Below are 23,209 nucleotides of genomic sequence, written 5' to 3' on the forward strand. Positions count from 1 at the left end.
TTAATCAAAATTATAAACTATTGAGCAGTATTTTCAATAACTAAAACTGCAAAAGAATTGGGCTTAATTGTAGCTCTTGGATTAGGGATTTCTACTGTTGCTTCAGGTTTTGTTCCAAATTCAGCCGTCGGCGAATACAATTGATTTGTCGTTTTATTCAAAGTAATAGTTCGTGCCCCTTTTTGTGTTGCAATAGTCTCTACAACAGAAAATTTATCGGCGCTATATTCTTTTACAACCGTAATAGTTCCTTCACCATTAGAGCTAAAAGCAAGTTTCTTTTTAGCATCAAAAGCAACACCATCACAACCATCTCCAATAGGCAAAGTCGTTATGATTTTACCATTTAAAGCATTTACAACAATCATTAATTTATTACCACAGACAGAAAATAATCTATTTGTTTCTAAATCTAAAGCCAAACCTGATGGCTCGTCTCCTGGAGCAATACTCCATGTATTAACTACTGTTAATGTACTGGTATTTATTGTTTTTATTTGATTTTTATCTTCTATGTTTACATAAATTAACCCTTTAGTATTGGTGACTGAGAATTCCGGTTTTCCACCAAGCGGAATCGACTTTATTTCTTTATTGGTATTGGCATCAATGACTGTAGCATTTTTACTAGTTGCATTGTAGGTAAAGACTTTTTTAGAAAAAGAATCATATAAAATAGCGTCTGGTTTAACGCCACTAATTTTTACTTTTTCAATTAATTCAAAAGTCTTTAAATTGATTATGGTTACTGAATTGTCTTTTCCATTGCTAATAAACGCTTTATTTAAATCATTGGCAATCGCAATACCGTGTACTCCCTTAGTATCTGGAATTGTTGTAATAGTTACATCTGATTTTAAATCAATAACATTTACAACGTTACCGTGAGAAACAAATAAATGTTGATTTACTTCGTCAACAGCAAGATAATCCCAACCTTCATTTCCAATTATATTTATTTTTTTTGAAACTGAATAATTTTGCGAATTTGAATGTTGGATAAAAAAAACGAACAAGAATAAAAGGATAGTGTGTTTCATTTGTATTGTGTTTTATTAGATTTAAAATACAGTAACAAATTTAGTAGTGGATTCTGTAGGAAGTTTGAATTTTTAAAATTTTATACTAAAAACATGAAGGTTATTGTCAAAAGCATAATTGATTTGCCATTGGTTGAGTTCGGTTATTTTTTTTATAATGGCAAGACCAAGACCATTTCCTTGTGAGGAAGGATTTGTTTTGGAAAAGCGATTGAATAATTTGTCAATTACCATTAGTTTTGGTTGTCCAGTGTTCAAGAATGTCAACATGTTGTCTTCTATACGAATAATGATTTTTCCGTTCATTACATTGTGACGAATGGCATTCAAAAACAAGTTATTGATTAATACTTCTGTTAAAGAAGAATTTCCAGTAATGCTAAGCTCAGTATTGAATTCAGTAACAATGCTAAGGTTTTTTGCTTTGGCTTGTTCTGTAAAAAAGTCAAGGTGCTTATTTATAAAGTCATTTAAAATTATAATGTTCTTTTCAAGATAGTTTCCATTATCAATTTTTGAAAGCAATAAAAGATTTTTGTTGAGTCTGTTAAACCTAGAGACATCATTATTTAAAGAACTTAGAATAGAAGACTGTTCTTTGCTGAGTTCAAGTTGAAGTAATGTGTCAATTTTAGTTTGAAACAAGGCTAGCGGCGTTTGTAATTCATGTGCTGCGTTTTCTACAAATTCTCTTTGGCTCTTATAAATACTAATGTTTTTCTCTATCAATTTAGAAAGGCTTTTGTTAAGCTGATCGAATTCATCGATTTTTGTAGAGATAAAGACAGGCGTTTTGTTTTTATCCAATTCAAAACCCTGAATTTGTTGAAGTGTATCGTAAAAAGGTTTCCAAAGTCTTTTGGATGAAATTTTAACGATGATTAAAATACCAAGCATCAGAATGATAATTATTATAAAAAAAAGTTTTGCAATACTTCTTACCAGATGTTTGTTTTTAATGATATTTATTTTAACCGTATATGTATAAGGTTTACCTTCGATAAAAATAGGACTATTAAGCTCACGAAAGGGTTGTTTTTCTTCTTCTATTTGGACATAATAGATTTTAGTAAAATAAGTATCTTTTGTAACTCTGTGTGATGGTATTAGAATTTCATTTTTGTTATATTTATTCCACAGAGAAACATCCGAAATTTTAAAAGTAGGGAGTTGGTATTTTACAAATTCCTTTTTGTGGTTTTCTATAAATTCATCTGTTTCTTCAATATAAAAATAATTGGTAATATAATAGAAAATAAGCCCTGAAATTAACAACACTATGGCTGAGAAAAGCAAGAATTGATTTGTAGTTTTTTGTAGTAATTTTTTAGTCATCTTCCCATTTATATCCTAAACCATAAATTGTCTTGATGTAGTCACCGCTTCCCGCAGTATTCAGTTTCTTTTTTAAATTTTTGATATGTGCATATATAAAATCGTGATTGTCGAGCATATCAGCCATATCGCCCGAAAGATGTTCTGCAATAGCTCCTTTTGATAAAACTTTATTATTGTTGCCAATTAAAAACAGCAGTAAATCTATTTCTTTTTTGGTTAAATCTAGTTTTTTGTTATTGATAGTTACTGTTTTTGATAAAATATCAATATTGATTTCATTGAAAATAACATTGTTGTTTCCTTTGAAATTCTTTCTTCGAATAAGTGCCTGCATTCGAACTAAGAGTTCTGATAGATGAAATGGTTTAGTTAGAAAATCATCTGCACCGAGATTGAAACCCTCAATACGACTATCAAGAGTTTCTTTTGCAGATATAATGATGACACCTTCTGTTTTGTTTTTGTTTTTTAATTCCTTTAAAATATCGAAACCATCACCATCAGGCAGCATTAAGTCTAATAATATACAATCGTAGTTGTAGTTATCTATTTTATCAAGTGCCAGTGCATAATTTTCAGCTGTTTCACATTGAATGCCGTTAGTCTTAAAGTAGTCTTTAATACTTTTTGCAATTTCTTGCTCATCTTCTATGATTAAAATTTTCATAGTGCAATTTAATGATTCAAATTTGAATGAAATTTGAATTTTTTATTTTAAACTGTAAAATAATTAGTTTTAATTACAACTTCTTTCTTTTGAATTTGTTTGTTAAGGAATAATCAATTTATATTTATTCAGGATTTATTCAGATTTAAAATTTAGTTTTGCGTCATAAACTAAATTATGCGTTACTTTTTTTTTATTTCTATACTTTTTTTATCCCTTATTTCAACAGCTCAAACTACCAAAAATAAAGGAAGTATTACTGCCAAGGTTATCGATTCACAAACAAGAGTTCCAATCGAAATGGCTATTGTGTCTATTTATAAGGCAGAGGAAAACAAACCTTTTAATGGAGTAACTACAGATCAAAAAGGGCATTTTACTTTTAATAATCTATCCGAAGGGACTTATCGAATTGGTATTGAATTTATTAGTTACAAAGTGTTTTTTATAGAAAAGGTTACTATTAATACTTCATCCAATAATTTAAATTTTGGAGAGGTTTTACTTGTTCCGATTGCTAATGAGTTAAGTGGTGTAACAGTTACTTCAAAAGCTGCTAGTGTACAAAGTAAGATAGATAAATTGGTTTATAATCCAGTTAATGACCTCAGTAGTCAGGGTGGAGTAGCCACTGATATATTGAAAAATGTACCAATGGTTAGTGTTGATATTGATGGAAAAGTTGAATTACAAGGAAGTCCTAATGTTCGGTTTTTAATTAATGGAAAACCTTCGAGTATTTTTGGAGCCAGTGTTTCGGATGCTTTACAGTCTATACCTGCCAGCCAGATTAAAAATATAGAAGTAATCACAAGCCCAGGAGCTAAATATGATGCTGCAGGAACAGGAGGAATTATCAATATTATCTTAAAAGAGAATAAGGTTCAGGGAATCAACAGTAGTGTTAATTTGTCGCTTGGCACCCGTTTAGAAAATGGTAGTTTTAATTTAAATGCTAAGAAAGGAAATTTTGGCTCGGGTATTTATTTTGGTGGCAACAAACAATTAAATACGATAACAAGAAATAGTAGCGATCGTACCTCATATAATCCGACTCGCGACACGATTAGCAGTCTTCATCAAAATGGTAAAAACCCTTTTACAAGAAGTAGTTATCAGACTGGATTAAATTTAAATTGGAGTATAACTGAAAAGGATGAATTATCAGCGACTTTAGGATTTAATCATTTCGAAAATAATTCAACTGGAACTACTTTACAGAATCAGCAATCATATTTGACAGATGGTTCTCTATTGTCAATACTAAATAGTGAAAGAAAATCAGCAGGAAGTTTTAAAAATGATGCAACAGATTGGAGTATTTCGTATAAGAAAACATTTGATAAGAAGGATCAAGAATTGAATGTATTAGTTACTTCTAGCTCTGGAAAAAGCATCAATAATAGTTCTCAGGAAACCATTATTCAAGAAGATAATTCAGTATCAGGAAATCGAAATTACAATCCTGGGAAAAATCATGAACTTAACCTTTCCGTTGATTTTACCTATCCATTAGCTGAGGGTTTTACTTTTGAAACCGGAGCGAAATCAACTTTTGAAAATATTGAAAGTCAGGTGGTTTCAGATACTTTGTCAAATGGAAATGTTTATATAAATGATTTAGGACAGAGTTACAATTTTATATACAAGAGAAATATTTATGCTGTGTATTTTTCAAGTTCTTATACCTTGTTTAATGGTTTTTTAGAAGGACAAGCTGGCTTGCGTTACGAAAAAACCAATACTACAGCTGATTTTGCTGGAGTAAATATTCCTGATTACGATACTTTTGCTCCTTCTTTTGTTATGCAACATAAAATTAGCGATAGCCAGTCTATTAAGTTTTCTTATACCTTTCGTATTGAGAGACCCGATTTTGAAGACCTAAATCCTTTTTTTAATATAAGTGATCCGCATAATATTAGCACTGGAAACCCTTTTTTGAAAACAGAGAAAGGCAATAGATATGAGTTGGGGTATAGTAAAAATTTCGATAACAATGCCAATTTCTATTTTTCGGGTTATTATCGTTATAATACTGAAGATATTCAAAACCTTACTACTTTTTATAATGAGTTTGGTGTAGGGAAAACTACTTATACCGATGTTACTTTGACAAGACGTTATAATATTGGCTCTGAAACTACCTATGGTGCTAGTCTTTTTGGTTCGCTTCCTGTGAATAAAAAGGGTACTATTAAAGGTACATTTGACTTTGGTGAAAGGACAAATTCGACTCCAGGCTTTGCGAGTGTTAACAGCTTTATTTATAGAGCAAATCTAAATTTGTCTTATAAATTTAGTCCAGATATGATGGGAGAAATAGTCGGAAACTATCGTTCTACTCAAAAAAGCATTCAAGGTGAACGTCCTGCATCATTCTTTTACAACATTGCATTTAGAAAACAATTTTTAAATAAAAATGCAAGTGTAGGAATAACGATGGCAAATCCTTTTAATAACTACTTGAATCAGCGATCAAGTAGTTATGGAGACAGTTTTTATCAAGTAAACAATAAAGATATACCAGTACAATCTTTCGGTATTTCTCTTAGTTATAAATTTGGTAAACTTGATTTCAAAAAAGGAGAATCAGAGAATCATGAAGGTCCTCTTCAGCCTGAAATTTAAAGAGTTTCTATTAAAAAAATCAGAATTAATTCAAAGTTGTAGTATAAATTTGTTTTAATTTGCACTAATTATAAAGTCTGATAGACATATCTAAAACATGAAAAAAATTCAGTTCTTAAAACCGCTTATAAATTTTCTTCTAATTGGTTTAATAATTCTTAACGTTAGTCGATTTCTTCTTTTTTTACTTTTTAAAACCCGTATCGTTGAGACCCAAGATTATGGCTTGCTTTTTCCTATTGGGTTACGAATAGATCTTATCATTTTATGTTATCTTCTGTTTTTGCCTTTGGTTTTAATTACTTTAATACCAGATTCTTTACTGAAGAAAATTCAAGGCTTTTTTACTGTTTATTTTATCTTATTTCTAAGCCTTATTTTATTTATGGAATTGTCAACTCTCGATTTTATTAAAGAGTATGACACTAGACCTAATAAATTATTTATTGACTATCTGATTTATCCGAAGGAAGTTTTAGGAACTTTATTGAAAAGTTATCTGGTATCAATTATAATTACTACAGTAGTTATGTCTGGGTTTATTTTCAGTCTAATACGATATAGAAAGCAGCTTTTTGGAATACAAATTTCAGGGTACAAAACAAAATTGATAGTGTTTCCTTTTGTTGCATTTTTCGTGTTTTTTGGCGCAAGGTCAAGTCTTACTTCAAAACGACCTATTAATGCTAGTATAGCTGTTTTTTCTACAGATCACCTTACCAATTCTCTAGGATTGAATTCATTTTACACGGTTGCTTTTGCTTTTTATTCAATGAAAAATGAAAAAAATGCAGAGAAGATGTATGGAAAAATGGATTATGCTGAAGCTATTTCAAGAGTGAAAAAATACATGAATGTAAGACCAGATGAATTTTCAAATGATTCTATTCCATTTTTGCACACTCAAAAATCAGATACTGTTATAGACAGACCTTACAATGTTGTAATCATTCTTGAAGAAAGTTTAGGTTCAGAATTTGTAGGTTCGCTTGGAGGATTACCATTGACACCAGAATTTGATAAACTAACAAAAGAAGGAACTTTATTTACCGATTTATATTCAACCGGTACCCGAAGCGTGCGAGGTATTGAAGCTGTTGTTACGGGCTTTCTTCCTTCTCCATCAGAAAGTGTAGTAAAATTAAATAATTCGCAATCTAATTTCTACACTATTGCGGCCTTATTGAAAGAAAAGGGATATGACACTAGTTTTATTTATGGTGGAATGGCCAATTTTGATAATATGGGGTCTTTTTTTAGTGGTAATGGTTTTGATAAAATTATTGATGAAGATGATTTTGATTCAGATAGAAGCGTTTTTCACGGAACATGGGGTTGGTCTGATGAAGATGTGATGGCAAAAGCTAATAATTATTTTAAAAGTCTTGGGAAAAAACCTTTTGTTTCTTTAATGTTTTCTTCTTCCAATCACGAACCTTTTGAATTTCCTGATGGAAAAATTACGCTTTATGATAAGAAAAAAAATACCGTAAATAATGCTATCAAATATGCAGATTACTCAATTGGTAAATTCTTTGAATTAGCTAAAAAAGAAGCGTATTATAAAAACACTATTTTCTTGGTGATTGCCGACCATAATACCAGAACTTATGGGAAACATCTTGTGCCAATACATAAATTTCATATTCCAGCTCTGATTATTGGACCTGGAGTTTCAAAAGGAGTTAGATACGATAAATTATGCAGTCAAATTGATATACAACCAACTTTGTTGAGTAAAATTGGAATGGATGTAAAAACACCAATGGCAGGAAGAAATCTCTTTAATTTTCCCGATGCGATTGAAGGACGAGCCATAATGCAATTTAATGATATCAATGCATTTCGTGTTGGAAATGAAGTAGTGATTATGCAACCTAATAAAAAAGCATTGCAATTTCATGTCGAAAAGGACACTATTTTTACACCGAAAAAACTTAATGAAGATCTAGCCAAAGATGCATTAGCTCATGTGATTTCGGCATTCTATTTGTACAATAATCAAAAGTATAAGCTTAAATAAGAACGAATAGTAAGTGATATAAAGTCAAAGAGCCTAAACATTACAGTGTTTGGGCTTTTTTGGGAACAGAATGTTCTGTTATTAACTAGAGTAGTTTATTTTTACTATATAAAAAGAAAAGCTCTTTCCGATAGTATATTTACTATTTGAAAGAGCTTATTTTTTGAATCAGTAAGGCTTGGGACTTCTTTTAAAATATTGTATTTAATTATATAATTTATTGAATGCAATTAATCGGTTTGATCATCTGTAGTTGCCTCTGGTGCATTTTTCTTAACCGACTCAATTCCGTTTTCTCTGGCGGCTGTACTTTCATACATTTCACTAGTGCCAATAATTTGACCATTCGTAGCTTTTAAATTAAAATATTCTTTGCCATTAGAGGATGTTTTTCTGTCAAACTTACCATCATCCTGAGAATTGGTTTTTACAGATTCAATGCCATTAAGGCAACCTGCTTTTGCTGTATAACCTTCACTAGCCAGAATTATTTGACCATTAGCAGCTTTTAAATTAAATTGAAATTCACCATTTGTTCTTTTAGTAACTACAAATTTTCCCATTATTGTTTAAATTAAGTTATGTATTCAGTCAGTATTGTTTTATAAATATAATAAAATTTATTTAATGAATTGCATCAAATACAGAAATATTTGTAAGTAAATTAATAAGTAATAAGAGTGAAGGGAATTTAATTCGTGTGTATAAGTGATTAAGCACTAATTCGGATTATTTTTCTAAATTCTGATGGACTGTTTCCTCTTTGTTTTTTAAAGAATTTATTAAAATGGCTTTCATCAGTAAAACCAAATTCATAAGCAATTTCATTGATACGTTTTTCACTAAACTGCAAACGATGCTCAATTAATTTTGTTTTATAATTACTAATATACTGTTGCATAGTTTCATTGGCGTGTTTCTTGAAATAACGTCCCAAATAGGTATTTGAAATTCCAAAATGCCCACTAATCGATTCGGCTTTTATTTTCTCAGGATAATAAATGTTATTCTGAATGTATTGCAAAATATCCATCGCTTTTGCCTCACTGTCAATATTTACCTGCTCAGGCAAATATTTCGCGATATTTCTTGCCACAATAATTATCAAAGTATTCACTAATTGCTGAATTAGTTCTTTGTTATAAACGTCTTTATCTTCATGCTCCCGAATAATAGCTTCGACCATCACTTTTACCAGACATTTATCGGTATCATTTTTTAAAATACAACCTGGCTGGTGATTGGCATTTTGCAAAATATATTCCAATCGCTGAATATTTTCATTTTGTAAACTCGAATTTTTCAAATAAATATCATTGAACCTCAAAAAGAAAAAAGTCGTTTTAGTTTCAATTGTAAAGTTGTGACAATCCTCGGGTGTTAGCAAAAACAAATGTCCAGCATCATACTCAAAAATGTTTTTGTTGATACATTGTGAACCCGTTCCACCTAAAATATAGACCAATTCAAAAAAATTATGACTGTCGCCAACATCTGGATATTCATCCAAAGTTTCAAATGAAACTGTAAAAGGTTCATATAAGTTTTCTTTTTTCATTTTGCTATATTTAGTTTGAAGTTGCAAATATACCTAAAAAGAGAAAATATGTACAATATAAATGTGTTAAAAATGGTATATTTTTGCTAAATAATTATTCAACATAAAAAAATAACTCATGGAATATAGAAAATTAGGCACTACCGAATTTGAATTATCTGCTATTACATACGGCGCATTTGCTATTGGAGGATCAATGTGGGGTGGAAACGAAAAGAAAGATTCAATAGCTTCAATACATGCTTCAATTGACAATGGTGTAACCACTTTAGACACGGCTCCTTTCTATGGTTTTGGTTTAAGCGAAGAAATGATAGGTGAAGCTTTAAAAACACAAGATCGATCAAAAGTACAATTGCTTTCTAAATTTGGATTGGTTTGGGATGGAAGTAATAATGGTAAAGGTGATTTTTTCTTTGATGCCGATAATAACGGAATAAAAACTCCTGTTTATAAATTTTCATCCAAAGAAAACATCATTAAAGAAGTAGAAGAAAGTTTAAAGAGACTGCAAACTGATTATATTGATTTATTACAAATTCACTGGCCAGATTCTACAACTCCGATCAGTGAAACGATGGAAGCTATGGAATTATTGATAAAGCAAGGAAAAATAAGAGCTGCGGGAGTTTGTAATTACAGTGTTACTCAATTGGAAGAAGCACAAAAAACAATTCAAGTCGCATCAAATCAAGTTTCATATAGTATGTTGAATCGTAAAATCGAGGCTGATTTGATTCCGCTTACAATAGCAGAAAACATCGGCATTATTGCTTACAGTCCAATGGAAAGAGGATTGCTTACAGGTAAATATTTCACTGATGCAAAACTAAAAGATAACGATCATAGAAATGGTTATTTTGGTCAGTTTGATCTTCAAAAAGTTAAGACTTTGGTTGAAGAATTGAGTTCATTAGCACAAGCAAAAGACGCAAGTTTGGCACAATTAGTTTTACGCTGGACAACTTTACAAAAAGGAATTACAATTGTTTTGGCCGGAGTTAGAAATGCAGAGCAGGCAATCTCTAACGCAAAAGCAATGGATTTTGATCTTTCCAATTCTGAATTAGAATTTATCAATCAAGTAATTTCAAAAATAAAATAATAAGAATAATTTGAGTGTGACCCGCAGAAAAAGCGGGTCGGGTCATCCGCTAAATCTTTTGTTTTTTAAAGAAAAAAACAAAAGGATATCGCTGCTACCCCTCACACAAAACAAAACTAGAAACATTAAACATGAAAAAAGTATTTATCATTAACGGCGGGCAAAAATTTGCTCATTCAGGAGGAAAATTCAATCAAACTGTCGAAAATTGGACAATTGATTTTCTTTCTAAAAGTAACAATTACGAAATAAAAACAACCAATATTAACGACGAAGTCAGCCTGAAAGAAGAAGTTGAAAAATTCGTTTGGGCAGATTTAATCATTTACCACACACCAGTTTGGTGGTTCCAATTGCCAAACGGTTTTAAAAAATACATTGACGACGTTTTTACCGAAGGACACAACAACGGAATTTACAGAAGCGATGGAAGAAGTCGTGTCAATCCAGATATCAATTACGGAACTGGTGGACTTTTACACGGACGAAAATACATGTTGACCACAAGCTGGAATGCACCAAAAACTGCTTTTACATTGCCAGGAGAATTCTTCGAAGAAACATCTGTTGATGATGGGGCAATGTTTGGTTTTCATAAAATGAATAAATTTACAGGAATGGAAAAGTTAAATAGTTTTCATTTTCACGATGTCGAAAAAGGAGCAACCTCCGAAAATATTAACATTTTTCAGCAAGATTACACACAACATTTAGAACAAACTCTTAAAACTTTATAATTATGATAGCCATCACTGCTATAATAAAAAGCAAACCCGATAAAACTCAACAAGTTTTATCAATGCTTAACTATGTAATTACCGAAACCAGAAAAGAAGCAGCTTGTAAACGTTATGATTTGCATTATAACGAAACTGAATTCGTTCTTTGGGAAGAATGGGAAAATCAGGATGGATTAGATTTGCATAATAAAGCACCTCATTTGCTAAATTTCATTGATGAAATTGGTGATTTAGTAGATGAAGGAATTCAGGTTTATAAAACTTCTTCATTTTTGTAATTTGTTTTTAAGTATTTAGAATAATATAAAAAGAGTATAAATAACTTATCTATAATTAGTTATTTAACTTGTTCCAATATATAAGTACCAGTTCATTTTTACTGGTGCTTTTTATCTTGAAATAACAATCCTGAAAAAAATATTTTATTTACATATAAAATAAATATTTTTTCATTCCCTTAACCGTCAAACTAAATTTTAAAAGTATTAAAATTACAAGGCTGAGCCATTCAATCACGAAGTTTTTAATATCAATTTTAGTATCAAGTGCTAATATTTTTTCTAAAAGCTCTTAATTCAGACAATCGATTGCATGATTTTTTATATAAAATCATTTGAAAATGAATTTTACTTCAAAATTGTTGAAATTTAGTTTTGTTTAGTTTTTTTGGCAAAAGACTAACTTATTAGCAAAACATTATCAAATTGAAAATAATAAACTATTAATAGTTTATTATTTTATCAAAAAAAGTACATTATATATTTTTATTAATAGGTATTTTTTAGATATTCGTAAAAAATATTTACACAACCGATTGTGTATTTAGGTTTTTTATTTACATTTGTACTTATTACACTTATATAATTATTTAAGTAGTAAATAAAAACTAACCAATTTTAATTATTTAAATTAACTTTTATGACTAACTATTTTGTTGCAAGCAAATCAAAGCATTTTAAGTGTTTTGTTTTTTTGATCTTAATGTTTGTGGTATCACTTCAATCGAGTGCACAAACAACAGTTACAGGAATAATATCAGATATGCATGGTCCTGTTCCTGGAGCTAATGTGAATTTAAAAGGTTCTAATAGCGGAGTAAGTACCGACTATGACGGTAAATATTCAATTAATAATGTTCCTTCAAACGGTGTACTTGTTTTTAGTTTTTTAGGATATAAAAACAAAGAGGTATCAGTAAGTGGTCGTAATACAATAAATGTGGTTCTCGAAGAAGAATCAAATTCTTTAAAAGAAATTGTTGTAATCGGATATGGAGCTCAACGAAAGGAAGCAGTAACTGGATCGGTATCGTCGATTAGAGGTGCTGATATTAGAGAAGTACCTTCGGCAAACGTTACACAGGCGCTACAAGGAAGATTAGCAGGTGTGCAGATATCGCAAACGTCTACAAAACCAGGTTCTACTATGCAAATACGAGTTCGTGGAACGCGCTCTCTTACTGCAGGAAATGATCCATTAGTAGTATTAGATGGTATACCTTTTTCTGGAACTTTAGCCGATATTAGTCCTGAAAATATTAAAAGTATTGATATTCTAAAAGATGCATCTGCTACAGCAATATATGGTTCACGTGGAGCTAATGGAGTTATTTTAGTTTCAAGCAACAGAGGAACCAAAGGGCAAAAGGTTGCAGTGGCTTATAATACGTACACAGGTTTGAAAACGGCAGTGAAGTATCCAATGATGGAGGGACCTAAATATGCTGAATTTCGTAAATATGCAGGAAAGAACCTTGTGAATGGTGCAGACGAGTCTGATGATGTAAATACTGATTGGCAAGATTTATTTTATAGAGATGCAATTGTTACGAATCATGACGTTGCCGTTACTGGTGGAACTGAAAATGGTAATTATAGTGTAGGTGTAAACTATTACAAAGATCAAGCAGTGATGCCAGGTTCAGAATATAATCGTTACGCTATACGTGCTGCGATAGATCAAGAGTTAGGTATTTTACGCTTAGGTTTTTCTACAAATAGTAATTTTAGTATTACAGATGGTGCTGGATTAGGAATGTACGGAGTATTGAGCATGTCTCCAATCGCTAATCCTTACAATGAAGATGGTTCACAAAAGAGAACGGTTAAAATGCCACAAGATGAACAATGGGTTTATACAAGAGAAAGTATGAACAATTTAGGGGATAAATGGGTGGATAGAAGTAAAGCTTTTGGATCTTATAACTCACTTTATGCAGAATTGAAAATTCCAGCAGTAGATGGTTTAAAAGCACGCGTTAACTTAGGAGGGAATTACCGTAATAATAATTCAGGTACTTATACAGGAATTGGGGTTTTTAGTTCGGATCCTAAAAATCCAAATAATGCTTCGGTAGGAAATTCATTGTCAACTAGTTGGACAGTTGAAAGTTTGTTAACATATGATCATACATTTGCAAAAAAGCATAAAGTAAATGCTCTTGCAATGTATTCTTCTGCACAGGATAGTTATAATAGCTCTTTAATTTCAAGAAAAAATATTGCAGGTGATAATTTTCAATATTTTAATTTAGCACAAACTTCGACAGGAAGTAGCGACGATATATCAATTAAAAGTGAAGATCAAACTTATACGCAAAGTGGATTACTTTCTTATATGGCTCGTGCGATGTACTCTTATGATGATCGTTATATGGTAAGTGCTACAGTTCGTTCAGATGCTTCATCACGTTTGGCTCCTTCTAATCAATGGCATACTTATCCTGCATTTTCTGCTGGTTGGAATATCAGTAAAGAAGGATTCATGCAAAATGTCAAATGGATTAATTCATTAAAATTACGTGGTGGTTATGGAGAAACTTCAAATCAGTCTGTTGCTCCTTATGCAACGCTTGGAGTTTTGAGCACTAGACCATATAATTTTGGAAGTACTAATGCGATAGGAAATTATGTGACTACGCTTCCTAATTCTAATTTGGGATGGGAATATTCAATTACTACTAATTTAGGGTTAGATTTTTCAATTTTAAACAATCGTTTGTCTGGTACGGCTGAATACTACACTACAGATACAAAAGACTTACTTTTAAGTGTTGGTCTTCCTGTAACTTCAGGTGTTAATTCATATGTTGGAAACGTTGGATCAACTCAAAATAAAGGTTGGGAACTTTCATTAAATGGCGTTATTTTAGATAATTACAATGGATGGACTTGGGATGCCGGAGTTAATTTTTATGGTAATAAAAATAAACTTGTATCTCTTGCTTCTGGGCGAATGGAAGACAAAGACAATTGGTGGTTTGTTGGAAAACCTCTTAACGTAATTTATGATTATGAAAAGCTTGGTCTATATCAAACCGATGCTGAAGCCAAATTGTATGAAGGTGCTGGAGGTGCTGCTGGTATGATTAAAGTTAAATACACAGGAGATTATAATGCTGATGGTACGCCAAAAAGATTGATTGGGGCTGATGACAGACAAGTTCTAAATGCTGATCCAGATTTTCAAGGTGGTTTTAATACTCATGTTGGTTATAAAGGATTTGATTTAAGTATAGTTGGGCTTTTTCAAAGTGGTGGAATTTTAAACAGTACTCTTTATGGTTCTAACGGATATTTAAACATAAATGATGGACGTAGAGGACAAATTGATGTTGATTACTGGACACCAACTAATACAGATGCGCAATTTCCTAAACCAGGTGGGCCAACAGAAAGTAATAATCCAAAATATGGTTCAACTCTAGGGTATTTTGATGGTTCATTTGTTAAATTGAAAACAATTACTTTAGGGTATAGTCTTAATAAAGAATGGATTAAAACTGCTGGTATGGAAAAATTAAAACTGTATTGCACTATTCAAAATCCATGGGTAATTTATTCTCCTTATCACAAATTATCAGGATTGGATCCAGAGACAAATTCCTATGCAAATGATGGATCCAACATGGCGGTTGCTTATGATAAAAAGTTGAGCCGTTTATTAACTGTAGGATACAATACTCCTCAGTCCCGTAATTTAATTTTAGGTCTTAATATAATATTTTAAATAAGATAATGATGAAACATATAAAAATAAAAAAATATATTACCACTGTAGTAGCTTCTGCTTTTTTAGTAAGCTGTACAAATGTGTTGGAGGAAAATCCGCGAGCAATTTTTACACCTGATTATTTTTCAACACAAGAAGGAGTAATGGGAGGAATTACATCAATGTATGGACATTTGCGATATATGTATGGCAATGGTTATTTTTTGAATACAGGTCAAATTGCTACTGATGAATCTACTTGGGGACAAAATTCCGATGGAAATGTTAAAAACCTTGATTTTTCTGGCGTTGGAACAATTAATCCAGATACTAGTAATACTGGAATAGTATGGAATAATACTTTTCCTAATATAAATACGGCTAGTGGGGTTATTGAAAATGCAACAAAAATTGGAACAATTTCAACTGGATTAATTGCAGAAGCAAGATTTTTCAGAGCTTTTGATTATTTTTTATTGGTACAGACATTTGGAGGGGTACCATTAGATTTAGGTGCAGGAGAATTGAAGTTCAATTCTTCTACTGTAAGGACTTCTGTTCGTAACACAGTTCCAGAAGTATATAGCAAAGCGATATTTCCTGATTTAATACAAGCTGTAAATGATTTACCAGTAGCTGGTCGTGTTACTGGTGGGGTAACCAAAACAGTTGCACGCCTTTATTTAGCAAAAGCATATTTGACTTTCGGATGGTGGTTGGAAAACCCAAATAGTATCCCTACTTATCCTGCATCAAGTAGAACTGATTTGGATGGACATAATGCAGCGTGGTATTTCCAACAAGCTTATGATATTGCTGCTGCGGCTATTGATGATCCTGGATCTTTTGGATTAGTGCCTTCTTTCTATGATGTTAGTGTAGCAACAAAAGATCGTAATAAAGAAATGTTATTGTACGCAGATCATACACAATCAAGTGCTATTTACAATGGTGGAGATTTGAGTTATAGTGGTGGTGGTTTTAGTACGGATTATTTTGCAGGGTGGTTCGAACAATTTAATTACACTGGAGTTAGGAGTTCAACTAGTAGTTCTGAATGGAAGTCAGTAAGTTCAGTTCAACGTGAAGCAGAACAGCATTTAGGTCGCCCTTGGACAATGTTAGCTCCTCCTATTGAAGTTTTTAAAAACACTTTTGCGGATAAAGTTAATGATTCTCGTTATGATGGTACTTTTACAACAGTATATCGTGGCAATTGGGCTAAAGCTGGTATTGCTCAATCCGTACTATACAATGCTAACTATTTGCCTGTAGCTAATGGAGAAGCTATTTTAACTTTCTTAGATGATGATACTGCTGGAATTGATTATTCAAATTCTGCTTTTAATAGCTCTATTGGAGCAGGTGTTTTACCAGGTAGAGCTGATTATGTTGTCGAACCAAGTGTTTTTTCAAGAATTTGTTATCCTGGAGTTTGGAAACTTGGACCATACCGTACAGATAATGGTACTGGTTTGGGGTCACCAAATGGAAGTAGTACTAGACCGTTCCCGGTAGCTAAATTTTCGGAATTATATTTTATTGCTGCTGAAGCTGCTGTGAAAGGAGCTATGGTGCAAGGAGGTAAAAGTGCAAGAGATTTAATTAATGTTATTCGTGCACGTGCAGGGAAATGGACTTTTAATAATAATGGAAATGTTGTCAAAGTACAGGACAATAGTGCAGCAATGATGGCGGCTACTCCAGCTGTAATTACTATTGATTATATTCTGGCTGAACGCTCTCGTGAATATTTTGGAGAAGGATACAGATGGTATGATTTAGCTCGTACTCAAAAATGGATTCAATATGCTAATTCATTTACAATTGCTGGAGCAACTAATCCAAACGATTGGAAAGATCATACAGTAAAAACATTTACCCGTACGATTACAACTGCTAATTATCTTCGCCCTATTCCAGTGAGTCAGCTTAATGCTTTAGAAATGAGTGCAGAAGAGAAAGCTGTTTATCAAAACCCTGGATACTAGCCTTTAAGTTTTAAAAAACAGATTTAAATTTAAAATTTTGGTTAACAATTATAAGTGTCGTTTTTACAGAATTCCTCATAATTGGTCTTTAAGTTTGTTTTAGTTAGGAGCCGAGAGTAAATTACTCTCGGTTTTTTAACTTCTAAATTTAAAGCGAAGTATTAATTAAATGGTTTAGGATTAAAATACTTAATATTAAATTTCATAGATGCTTTGGAATTTCATCATGATGATAAAATATTTTATGCATAAAAATACTCCGTTGAGTAAGTAATGGTTCAGTTTTTAATAAACAAATTAATTTTTTAAAGAGCTATAATTTCAATAATAGAAATCAAAATGAAAAAGAGATATATAATTTTTTTATTCTCAGTAATGGGGCTAGTTTCATTTACAGGAATAGGGGATAAAGATACGCTTAACGCAAAAAAAGGAAAAAAAACAGCTGTTTTTTCTAAAGTGGTTTACAAAGGAGATGACCAAATTTATAAAGACAATCCATTGCAAGCTAATGAATTTTACAATCCTCTATTGCAAGGATGCTATCCAGACCCTGCGATAACTAGAAAAGGAGGCGATTATTATATGGTTTGCTCTTCATTTGCAATGTTTCCGGGAGTACCAATTTTTCACTCAAAAGACTTAGTAAATTGGACAGATTTGGGAGGCGTTTTAAACAATGTCGCCGAATTTAATCCAAATGACACACGTATTAGTGGAGGAGTTTATGCTCCGGGGATTACATACAATCCTCATAACGAAACTTTTTACATGATTGTAACGGCGTTTTCAGGGAATCTTGGAAATATTATCGTAAAAACTAAAGACCCCAAAAAAGGTTGGGGGAGTCCAATTAAACTAGATTTTAATGGAATCGACCCATGTATTTTCTTTGATGATAACGGAAAAGGGTATATTGTTCACAATGATGCTCCTGATAAAGGTAAAGAACTTTATGAAGGACATCGTGTCATTAAAGTTTGGGAATATGATGTAGAAAATGATAAAGTAATTCTGGGAACTGATAAAATTATCGTTGATGGAGGTATTGATCTGTCTAAAAAACCTATTTGGATTGAAGCTCCTCATTTGTATAAAAAAGGAGGTAGTTATTATTTAATGTGTGCAGAAGGAGGAACTGGAGGCAATCATAGTGAAGTCATTTTTAAAAGTGATAGTCCGAAAGGACCTTTTATACCTGCTCCGAGTAATCCTATTTTAACGCAGCGTTATTTTTCAAAAGATAGAGCTAATAAGGTTGATTGGGCTGGCCATGCCGACATATTTAAAGGACCAAATGACAAATATTATGGTGTATTTCTTGGTGTTCGTCCAAACGAAAAGTCCAGAGTAAACACAGGACGTGAAACTTTTATTTTACCAGTTGATTGGTCTGGAGTGTATCCGGTTTTTGAAAATGGACTAATCCCATTAGAACCAAAATTAAAAATACCAAACGGTGTGATTGAAAATAAAACGGGTAAAGAAGGATTCTTCCCTAATGGAAATTTTACATTTGAAGAGAATTTCACCAATCAGAAATTAGATTATCGATGGATTGGTCTGAGAGGTCCTCGCGAAAATTTCACTACAATTACTAAAAAAGGATTAGAAATTACTCCATTTGAAGTTAATATCAAGGAAATTAAACCTACTTCTACACTTTTTTACAGACAGCAACACAATGCATTTTCATTTGAGACGAATGTAGATTTTATCCCAACATCCGAAAAAGATTTGGCAGGGATTGTGTGCCTGCAAAGCGAGAAATTTAATTATGTTTTTGGTATAACAAAAAAAGGTAAGGATACCTATATTTTGTTGGAAAGAACAGAAAAAGGGCAGTCAAAAATTATTACAAGCACTAAAATCGATATTAAAAAATCAATTCGTTTACAGGTAAAAGCAACAGGAGATAATTATCAGTTTAGTTATTCTCTTAATAATGTTTATTTTGAAAATTTAGGAGGAACAGTTTCAGGAGATATTCTTTCAACTAATGTGGCAGGTGGTTTTACAGGAGCTTTGATAGGTCTTTATGCGACTGCAGCAAATGATGCAAAACCTTGAGAAAGGAATTGTTATTAATTTTTAAGGTGTATAAGAATTTGATATTTTTATAGAACCATTTTAGAATAAATAAAATGTAAATATGGAAACAAAAATGAGGTCAGTTTTATTGTTAATTCTGCTTGTATTTTTTGGATGTAAATCCGATCAGGCATCAATAAAAGTAGCTGAAAAATCAAACACTGAAAATTGGGTTGGTACATGGGCTACAGCTCAACAGTTAGTAGAGCCAAATAATATGCCTCCGACTCCAGGTCTTTCAGATAATACACTTCGACAAATTATTAGAGTTTCAATAGGGGGAAAGCAAATGCGATTGCGTTTTTCAAATATTTTTAGTGATCAGCCGACATTTTTGAAATCAGTAAGTGTTGCAAATGTTGTTAATGGAGCAATTATCGATGAGAAGACTCAAAAACAACTTAGTTTCAAAGGAAACTCAGCAATAACATTAAGTCCTGAACAGGAAATGTTTTCTGATGCTTTTGATTTTCCGTTGCAGGCTGGTCAGCTTTTAGCGATTACTATTCATTATGGAAAAACATCGCAAAAAGTTTCAGGACATCCCGGTTCCCGTACAACATCATATATTTTGGAGGGCGATAAGCTTAACAATGAAACTTTTTCAGGAGCAATAAAAACAGATCATTGGTATACTATCATTGGTGTCGATGTGAAGGCTGTCAAAAATACAGCTAATGTAGTTTGCTTAGGAAACTCTATTACTGACGGGCGAGGATCTGGAACTAATAAGCAAAATCGATGGACAGACATATTATCTGCACGCTTATCTGCAAATAAAAGCACAGAGCGTATTGGTGTGTTGAATTTAGGAATAGGTGGAAACTGTGTAGTCCAAGGTGGTTTAGGACCTACTGCACTGAATCGTTTTGATAGGGATGTACTTTCTCAAGCTGGGACAAAATGGTTAATTATTCTTGAAGGAATAAATGATATTGGAGGCATTAAACGAGCTGAGGACGGACCAATTCGAGCACAAGAACTAATTGATGCTTATAAAGTGATGATAGATAAAGCTCATGCTAAGGGAATAAAAGTGTATGGTTGTACTATTTTGCCATTTGAGAAATCATTTTATGATACGCCGTATCGACAAAATGCAAGAGATATTGTAAATGCATGGATTCGAAATGATAGTAAATATGATGCAATCATTGATTTTGATAAAATAATGGCTTCAGATATTGACTCTAAAATTATATTATCCAATATGCATGATGGAGATTTTTTACATCCTAATGAACTGGGTTATTGCAGAATGGGTGAAGCAATAGATTTAGATTTATTTAAATAGAAATAATTTGAGATGCTATTTTATAAAGCAATCATAATATAATTAAAAAGAAGTGCAATGAAAGTTTTTCCAAAATACATAGTAGCAATTATTACAGTTTGTTTGTTTAATACTCTACAAGCAGCAGAACCTTTTATCACGATCGTAAAGAACTCGGATGTGCTGGTTCTAAAGGAAAAATCGTTAAAACTTTCTTTGTTTGTGAATAATAACGTAGACAAAGGTATTGTACGTGCCATAACCAATCTGCAATCTGATTTTGAAAAAGTGACAGGAGATAAACCGACCATTTTTAATCAAATTACAAATACTTCATCACCTCTTATTATCATTGGAACAATAGGTACCAACTCTGTTATTGATGAGTTAATAAAACAAAAGAAAATTGACGGTAGAGAACTGAAGGGTAAAAATGAAAAATTCATCATTCAGAGCATTAAAAATCCTTTCAAAGGAGTAGAAGATGCCATTGTAATTGCAGGAAGTGACAAACGGGGTACGATATATGGTATTTATGAATTATCGCGTCAGATAGGTGTTTCGCCTTGGTATTACTGGGCTGATGTGCCAATTGAACATAAAGAAAATTTATATTTTAAAAAAGGATTTTATACAGATGGGGAACCAGCGGTGAAATATAGAGGAATTTTTATAAATGATGAGGCTCCCGCGTTAAGCGGTTGGTCTAAAGCTACTTTTGGAGGTTTTAATAGTCAGTTTTACGAAAAAGTTTTTGAATTACTTCTCCGTCTCAAAGCAAATTACATGTGGCCTGCTATGTGGGGAAATGCTTTTTATGATGATGATTCTGCTAATGGTCCTCTGGCTAACGAAATGGGAATCGTGATGGGAACTTCTCACCACGAGCCGATGGCTTTGGCACAACAAGATTGGAAACGATACATCCAAAAAAACAATCTTCCAAATATTTGGGATTATTCAAAAAACAAACCGGTCTTAGATGAATTTTGGAAAACCGGAATAGAACGCAGCAAGAATTGGGAAAAATTAGTCACCATAGGAATGCGTGGCGATGGTGATGAAGCAATGAATGAAGGTACCAATATTAGTTTATTAGAAAATATCGTAAAAAATCAACGTCAAATCATTGAAAAAATAACTAGACAAAAAGCTGAAAAAACTCCGCAGGTTTGGGCTTTATACAAAGAAGTTCAGGATTATTATGATCAAGGAATGCGCGTTCCAGATGATGTGATTTTGTTATTTTGTGATGATAATTGGGGAAATGTTCGTAAACTTCCTGATCTAACCAAACCTTTGCACAAAGGAGGCTACGGAATGTACTATCATTTTGACTATGTTGGTGGTCCAAGAAACTCAAAATGGATTAATATTAGTCCAATACAAAGGGTTTGGGAACAAATGAATCTTAGTTATGAGCATGGAGTTGATAAAATCTGGATTGTAAATGTTGGTGATCTTAAACCTATGGAATTTCCGATTAGTTTCTTTTTAGACATGGCGTGGAATCCTAAGCAATTCAATTCTAAAAATCTTTTTGAATTTACCGAAAATTGGGCGGCACAGCAATTTGGAAGCAAACATGCTAAAGAAATTGCACGACTGTTAAATACATATCCAAAATATAACCGCCGAGTTACACCCGAAATGCTAGATAGCAAGACCTATAGTCTTGAAAATTATAATGAATTTGAAACTGTTGTAAATGATTATAAAAATTTAGCTCTCGATGCTTACCGTCTTTACGATGAAGTTCCGAAACAATACAAAGATGCCTATTTTCAGTTAGTACTTTATCCAATAGATGCGTGCAGTAACTTATACGAAATGTATTTTGCACAAGCGAAAAACCAAAAATTAGCAGAAGAAAAAAATGGCCTGGCCAATTATTATGCAGATAAAGTAAAAGTAAATTTTGTTCGAGATTCGATTCTTCAAAACAAATACAACAATGAAATTGCTGGAGGGAAATGGACTCACATAATGGATCAAATGCGTATTGGATATGAAAGCTGGCACGATTCACCAAAGAATATCCTTCCAAAAGTAGCCTATATTTCAGAAAATGCTAAACCACTAGAAAAAATCTTTAAGGAAAAGAATGGTTATGTTTCTATTGAAGCTGAAAATTTTTCTAAATCAAATAATTCAAATAAAATTCACTGGGAAGTCATACCAGATTTGGGAAAAACAAAGTCAGGAATTACCACTTTTCCTCAAAATGCCTATCCAAAAGAAGATGAAAATGTTTCTGTCGAATATGATATTGATTTTGTTTCCAGCGGTGATTTCGATGTTCAAGTACTTTTGGCACCAACTTTAAATTTTAATAGTAATAAAGGATTGCGCTACGAAATTTCTTTTGATAATGAAAAGCCACAAACCGTAAACTTCAATGGACAGTACAGAGGAGAATTAGGAAAATGGCAAGCTGAGCCTATTATTAAATCAATTACTAAACATAGCATTTCAAAGCATGGAAAACATAAGCTGTACTTTCGAGTATTAGAACCAGGAATTGTTTTGGAAAAAATTTTAATCGATACTGGAGGATTACAACCATCTTATTTGGGACCGCCAGAAAGTGATGTTATTTATCAAGATTAATTTAAAATTTCAAAAAAATAGTTAAAAATTTTTTTCTTAAATAATAAGATTATATTTTTACACAACCGATTGTAATTAATGTAATAGTTATAATATGATATTTTTTTAACTTTAATATTATTAAATATTCTGTTTTAATATGTATATCGGAT

At 32.0% G+C, this 23,209-nt stretch carries 15 protein-coding genes; 10 read left to right on the forward strand and 5 right to left on the reverse strand.

Annotation, left to right across the window (positions count from 1 at the left end; translation table 11 throughout):
- Positions 1–17: 17 nt before the first annotated feature.
- The 3 genes from CLU82_RS16860 to CLU82_RS16870 all read right to left on the reverse strand — a co-directional run bounded on the left by CLU82_RS16860 (position 18) and on the right by CLU82_RS16870 (position 3,045).
- On the reverse strand, positions 18–1,040 hold the full coding sequence (locus CLU82_RS16860) for a YncE family protein (RefSeq protein WP_100844188.1): 1,023 nt from the start codon (positions 1,038–1,040) through the stop codon (positions 18–20).
- A gap of 72 nt (positions 1,041–1,112) precedes the next feature.
- Positions 1,113–2,375 (reverse strand): HAMP domain-containing sensor histidine kinase, encoded by a 1,263-nt coding sequence (locus CLU82_RS16865; RefSeq protein ID WP_100844189.1) that lies wholly within the window; start codon positions 2,373–2,375, stop codon positions 1,113–1,115.
- Entirely contained in the window at positions 2,368–3,045 is a 678-nt protein-coding gene (locus CLU82_RS16870; protein WP_100844190.1) for a response regulator transcription factor, read from the reverse strand. Before CLU82_RS16870 ends, CLU82_RS16865 begins: the two co-directional genes overlap by 8 nt.
- 177 nt (positions 3,046–3,222) lie before the next feature.
- On the opposite strand from CLU82_RS16870, the gene CLU82_RS16875 reads away from it, so the two are divergent.
- Together CLU82_RS16875 and CLU82_RS16880 are read left to right on the forward strand one after the other, a co-directional pair.
- Entirely contained in the window at positions 3,223–5,676 is a 2,454-nt protein-coding gene (locus CLU82_RS16875; RefSeq protein WP_100844191.1) for an outer membrane beta-barrel protein, read from the forward strand.
- A gap of 97 nt (positions 5,677–5,773) precedes the next feature.
- Positions 5,774–7,699, forward strand: coding sequence for an LTA synthase family protein (locus tag CLU82_RS16880; RefSeq protein ID WP_100844192.1), 1,926 nt, complete (start codon positions 5,774–5,776; stop codon positions 7,697–7,699).
- Between the two features lie 230 nt (positions 7,700–7,929).
- Here the strand turns inward: CLU82_RS16880 and CLU82_RS16885 are convergent, their stop codons facing one another.
- Together CLU82_RS16885 and CLU82_RS16890 are read right to left on the reverse strand one after the other, a co-directional pair.
- Positions 7,930–8,262, reverse strand: coding sequence for a YegP family protein (locus tag CLU82_RS16885; protein WP_100844193.1), 333 nt, complete (start codon positions 8,260–8,262; stop codon positions 7,930–7,932).
- A 149-nt stretch (positions 8,263–8,411) separates the two neighbouring features.
- Positions 8,412–9,257, reverse strand: a complete 846-nt coding sequence (locus CLU82_RS16890; RefSeq protein WP_100844194.1) for an AraC family transcriptional regulator — start codon at positions 9,255–9,257, stop codon at positions 8,412–8,414.
- 118 nt (positions 9,258–9,375) lie between these two features.
- On the opposite strand from CLU82_RS16890, the gene CLU82_RS16895 reads away from it, so the two are divergent.
- The 8 genes from CLU82_RS16895 to CLU82_RS16930 all read left to right on the forward strand — a co-directional run bounded on the left by CLU82_RS16895 (position 9,376) and on the right by CLU82_RS16930 (position 23,057).
- Positions 9,376–10,362, forward strand: coding sequence for an aldo/keto reductase (locus CLU82_RS16895; protein ID WP_100844195.1), 987 nt, complete (start codon positions 9,376–9,378; stop codon positions 10,360–10,362).
- Between the two features lie 131 nt (positions 10,363–10,493).
- Positions 10,494–11,099 (forward strand): NAD(P)H-dependent oxidoreductase, encoded by a 606-nt coding sequence (locus CLU82_RS16900; protein ID WP_100844196.1) that lies wholly within the window; start codon positions 10,494–10,496, stop codon positions 11,097–11,099.
- Between the two features lie 2 nt (positions 11,100–11,101).
- Positions 11,102–11,380 carry a putative quinol monooxygenase gene (locus CLU82_RS16905; protein WP_100844197.1) on the forward strand — a complete coding sequence of 93 codons (279 nt, stop codon included), beginning with the start codon at positions 11,102–11,104 and terminating at the stop codon, positions 11,378–11,380.
- A 640-nt stretch (positions 11,381–12,020) separates the two neighbouring features.
- Positions 12,021–15,110 carry a TonB-dependent receptor gene (locus CLU82_RS16910; protein ID WP_100844198.1) on the forward strand — a complete coding sequence of 1,030 codons (3,090 nt, stop codon included), beginning with the start codon at positions 12,021–12,023 and terminating at the stop codon, positions 15,108–15,110.
- 11 nt (positions 15,111–15,121) lie between these two features.
- Positions 15,122–17,083, forward strand: a complete 1,962-nt coding sequence (locus tag CLU82_RS16915; protein WP_198520276.1) for a RagB/SusD family nutrient uptake outer membrane protein — start codon at positions 15,122–15,124, stop codon at positions 17,081–17,083.
- Positions 17,084–17,422: 339 nt separating this feature from the next.
- Positions 17,423–19,153, forward strand: a complete 1,731-nt coding sequence (locus CLU82_RS16920; protein ID WP_100844199.1) for a glycoside hydrolase family 43 protein — start codon at positions 17,423–17,425, stop codon at positions 19,151–19,153.
- An 82-nt stretch (positions 19,154–19,235) separates the two neighbouring features.
- Positions 19,236–20,468, forward strand: coding sequence for an SGNH/GDSL hydrolase family protein (locus CLU82_RS16925; RefSeq protein WP_100844200.1), 1,233 nt, complete (start codon positions 19,236–19,238; stop codon positions 20,466–20,468).
- A gap of 57 nt (positions 20,469–20,525) precedes the next feature.
- Positions 20,526–23,057, forward strand: a complete 2,532-nt coding sequence (locus tag CLU82_RS16930; RefSeq protein WP_100844201.1) for a glycosyl hydrolase 115 family protein — start codon at positions 20,526–20,528, stop codon at positions 23,055–23,057.
- The last annotated feature ends 152 nt before the right edge of the window (positions 23,058–23,209 follow it).

The sequence above is a fragment of the Flavobacterium sp. 5 genome (genome assembly GCF_002813295.1).
Lineage (GTDB): Bacteria > Bacteroidota > Bacteroidia > Flavobacteriales > Flavobacteriaceae > Flavobacterium.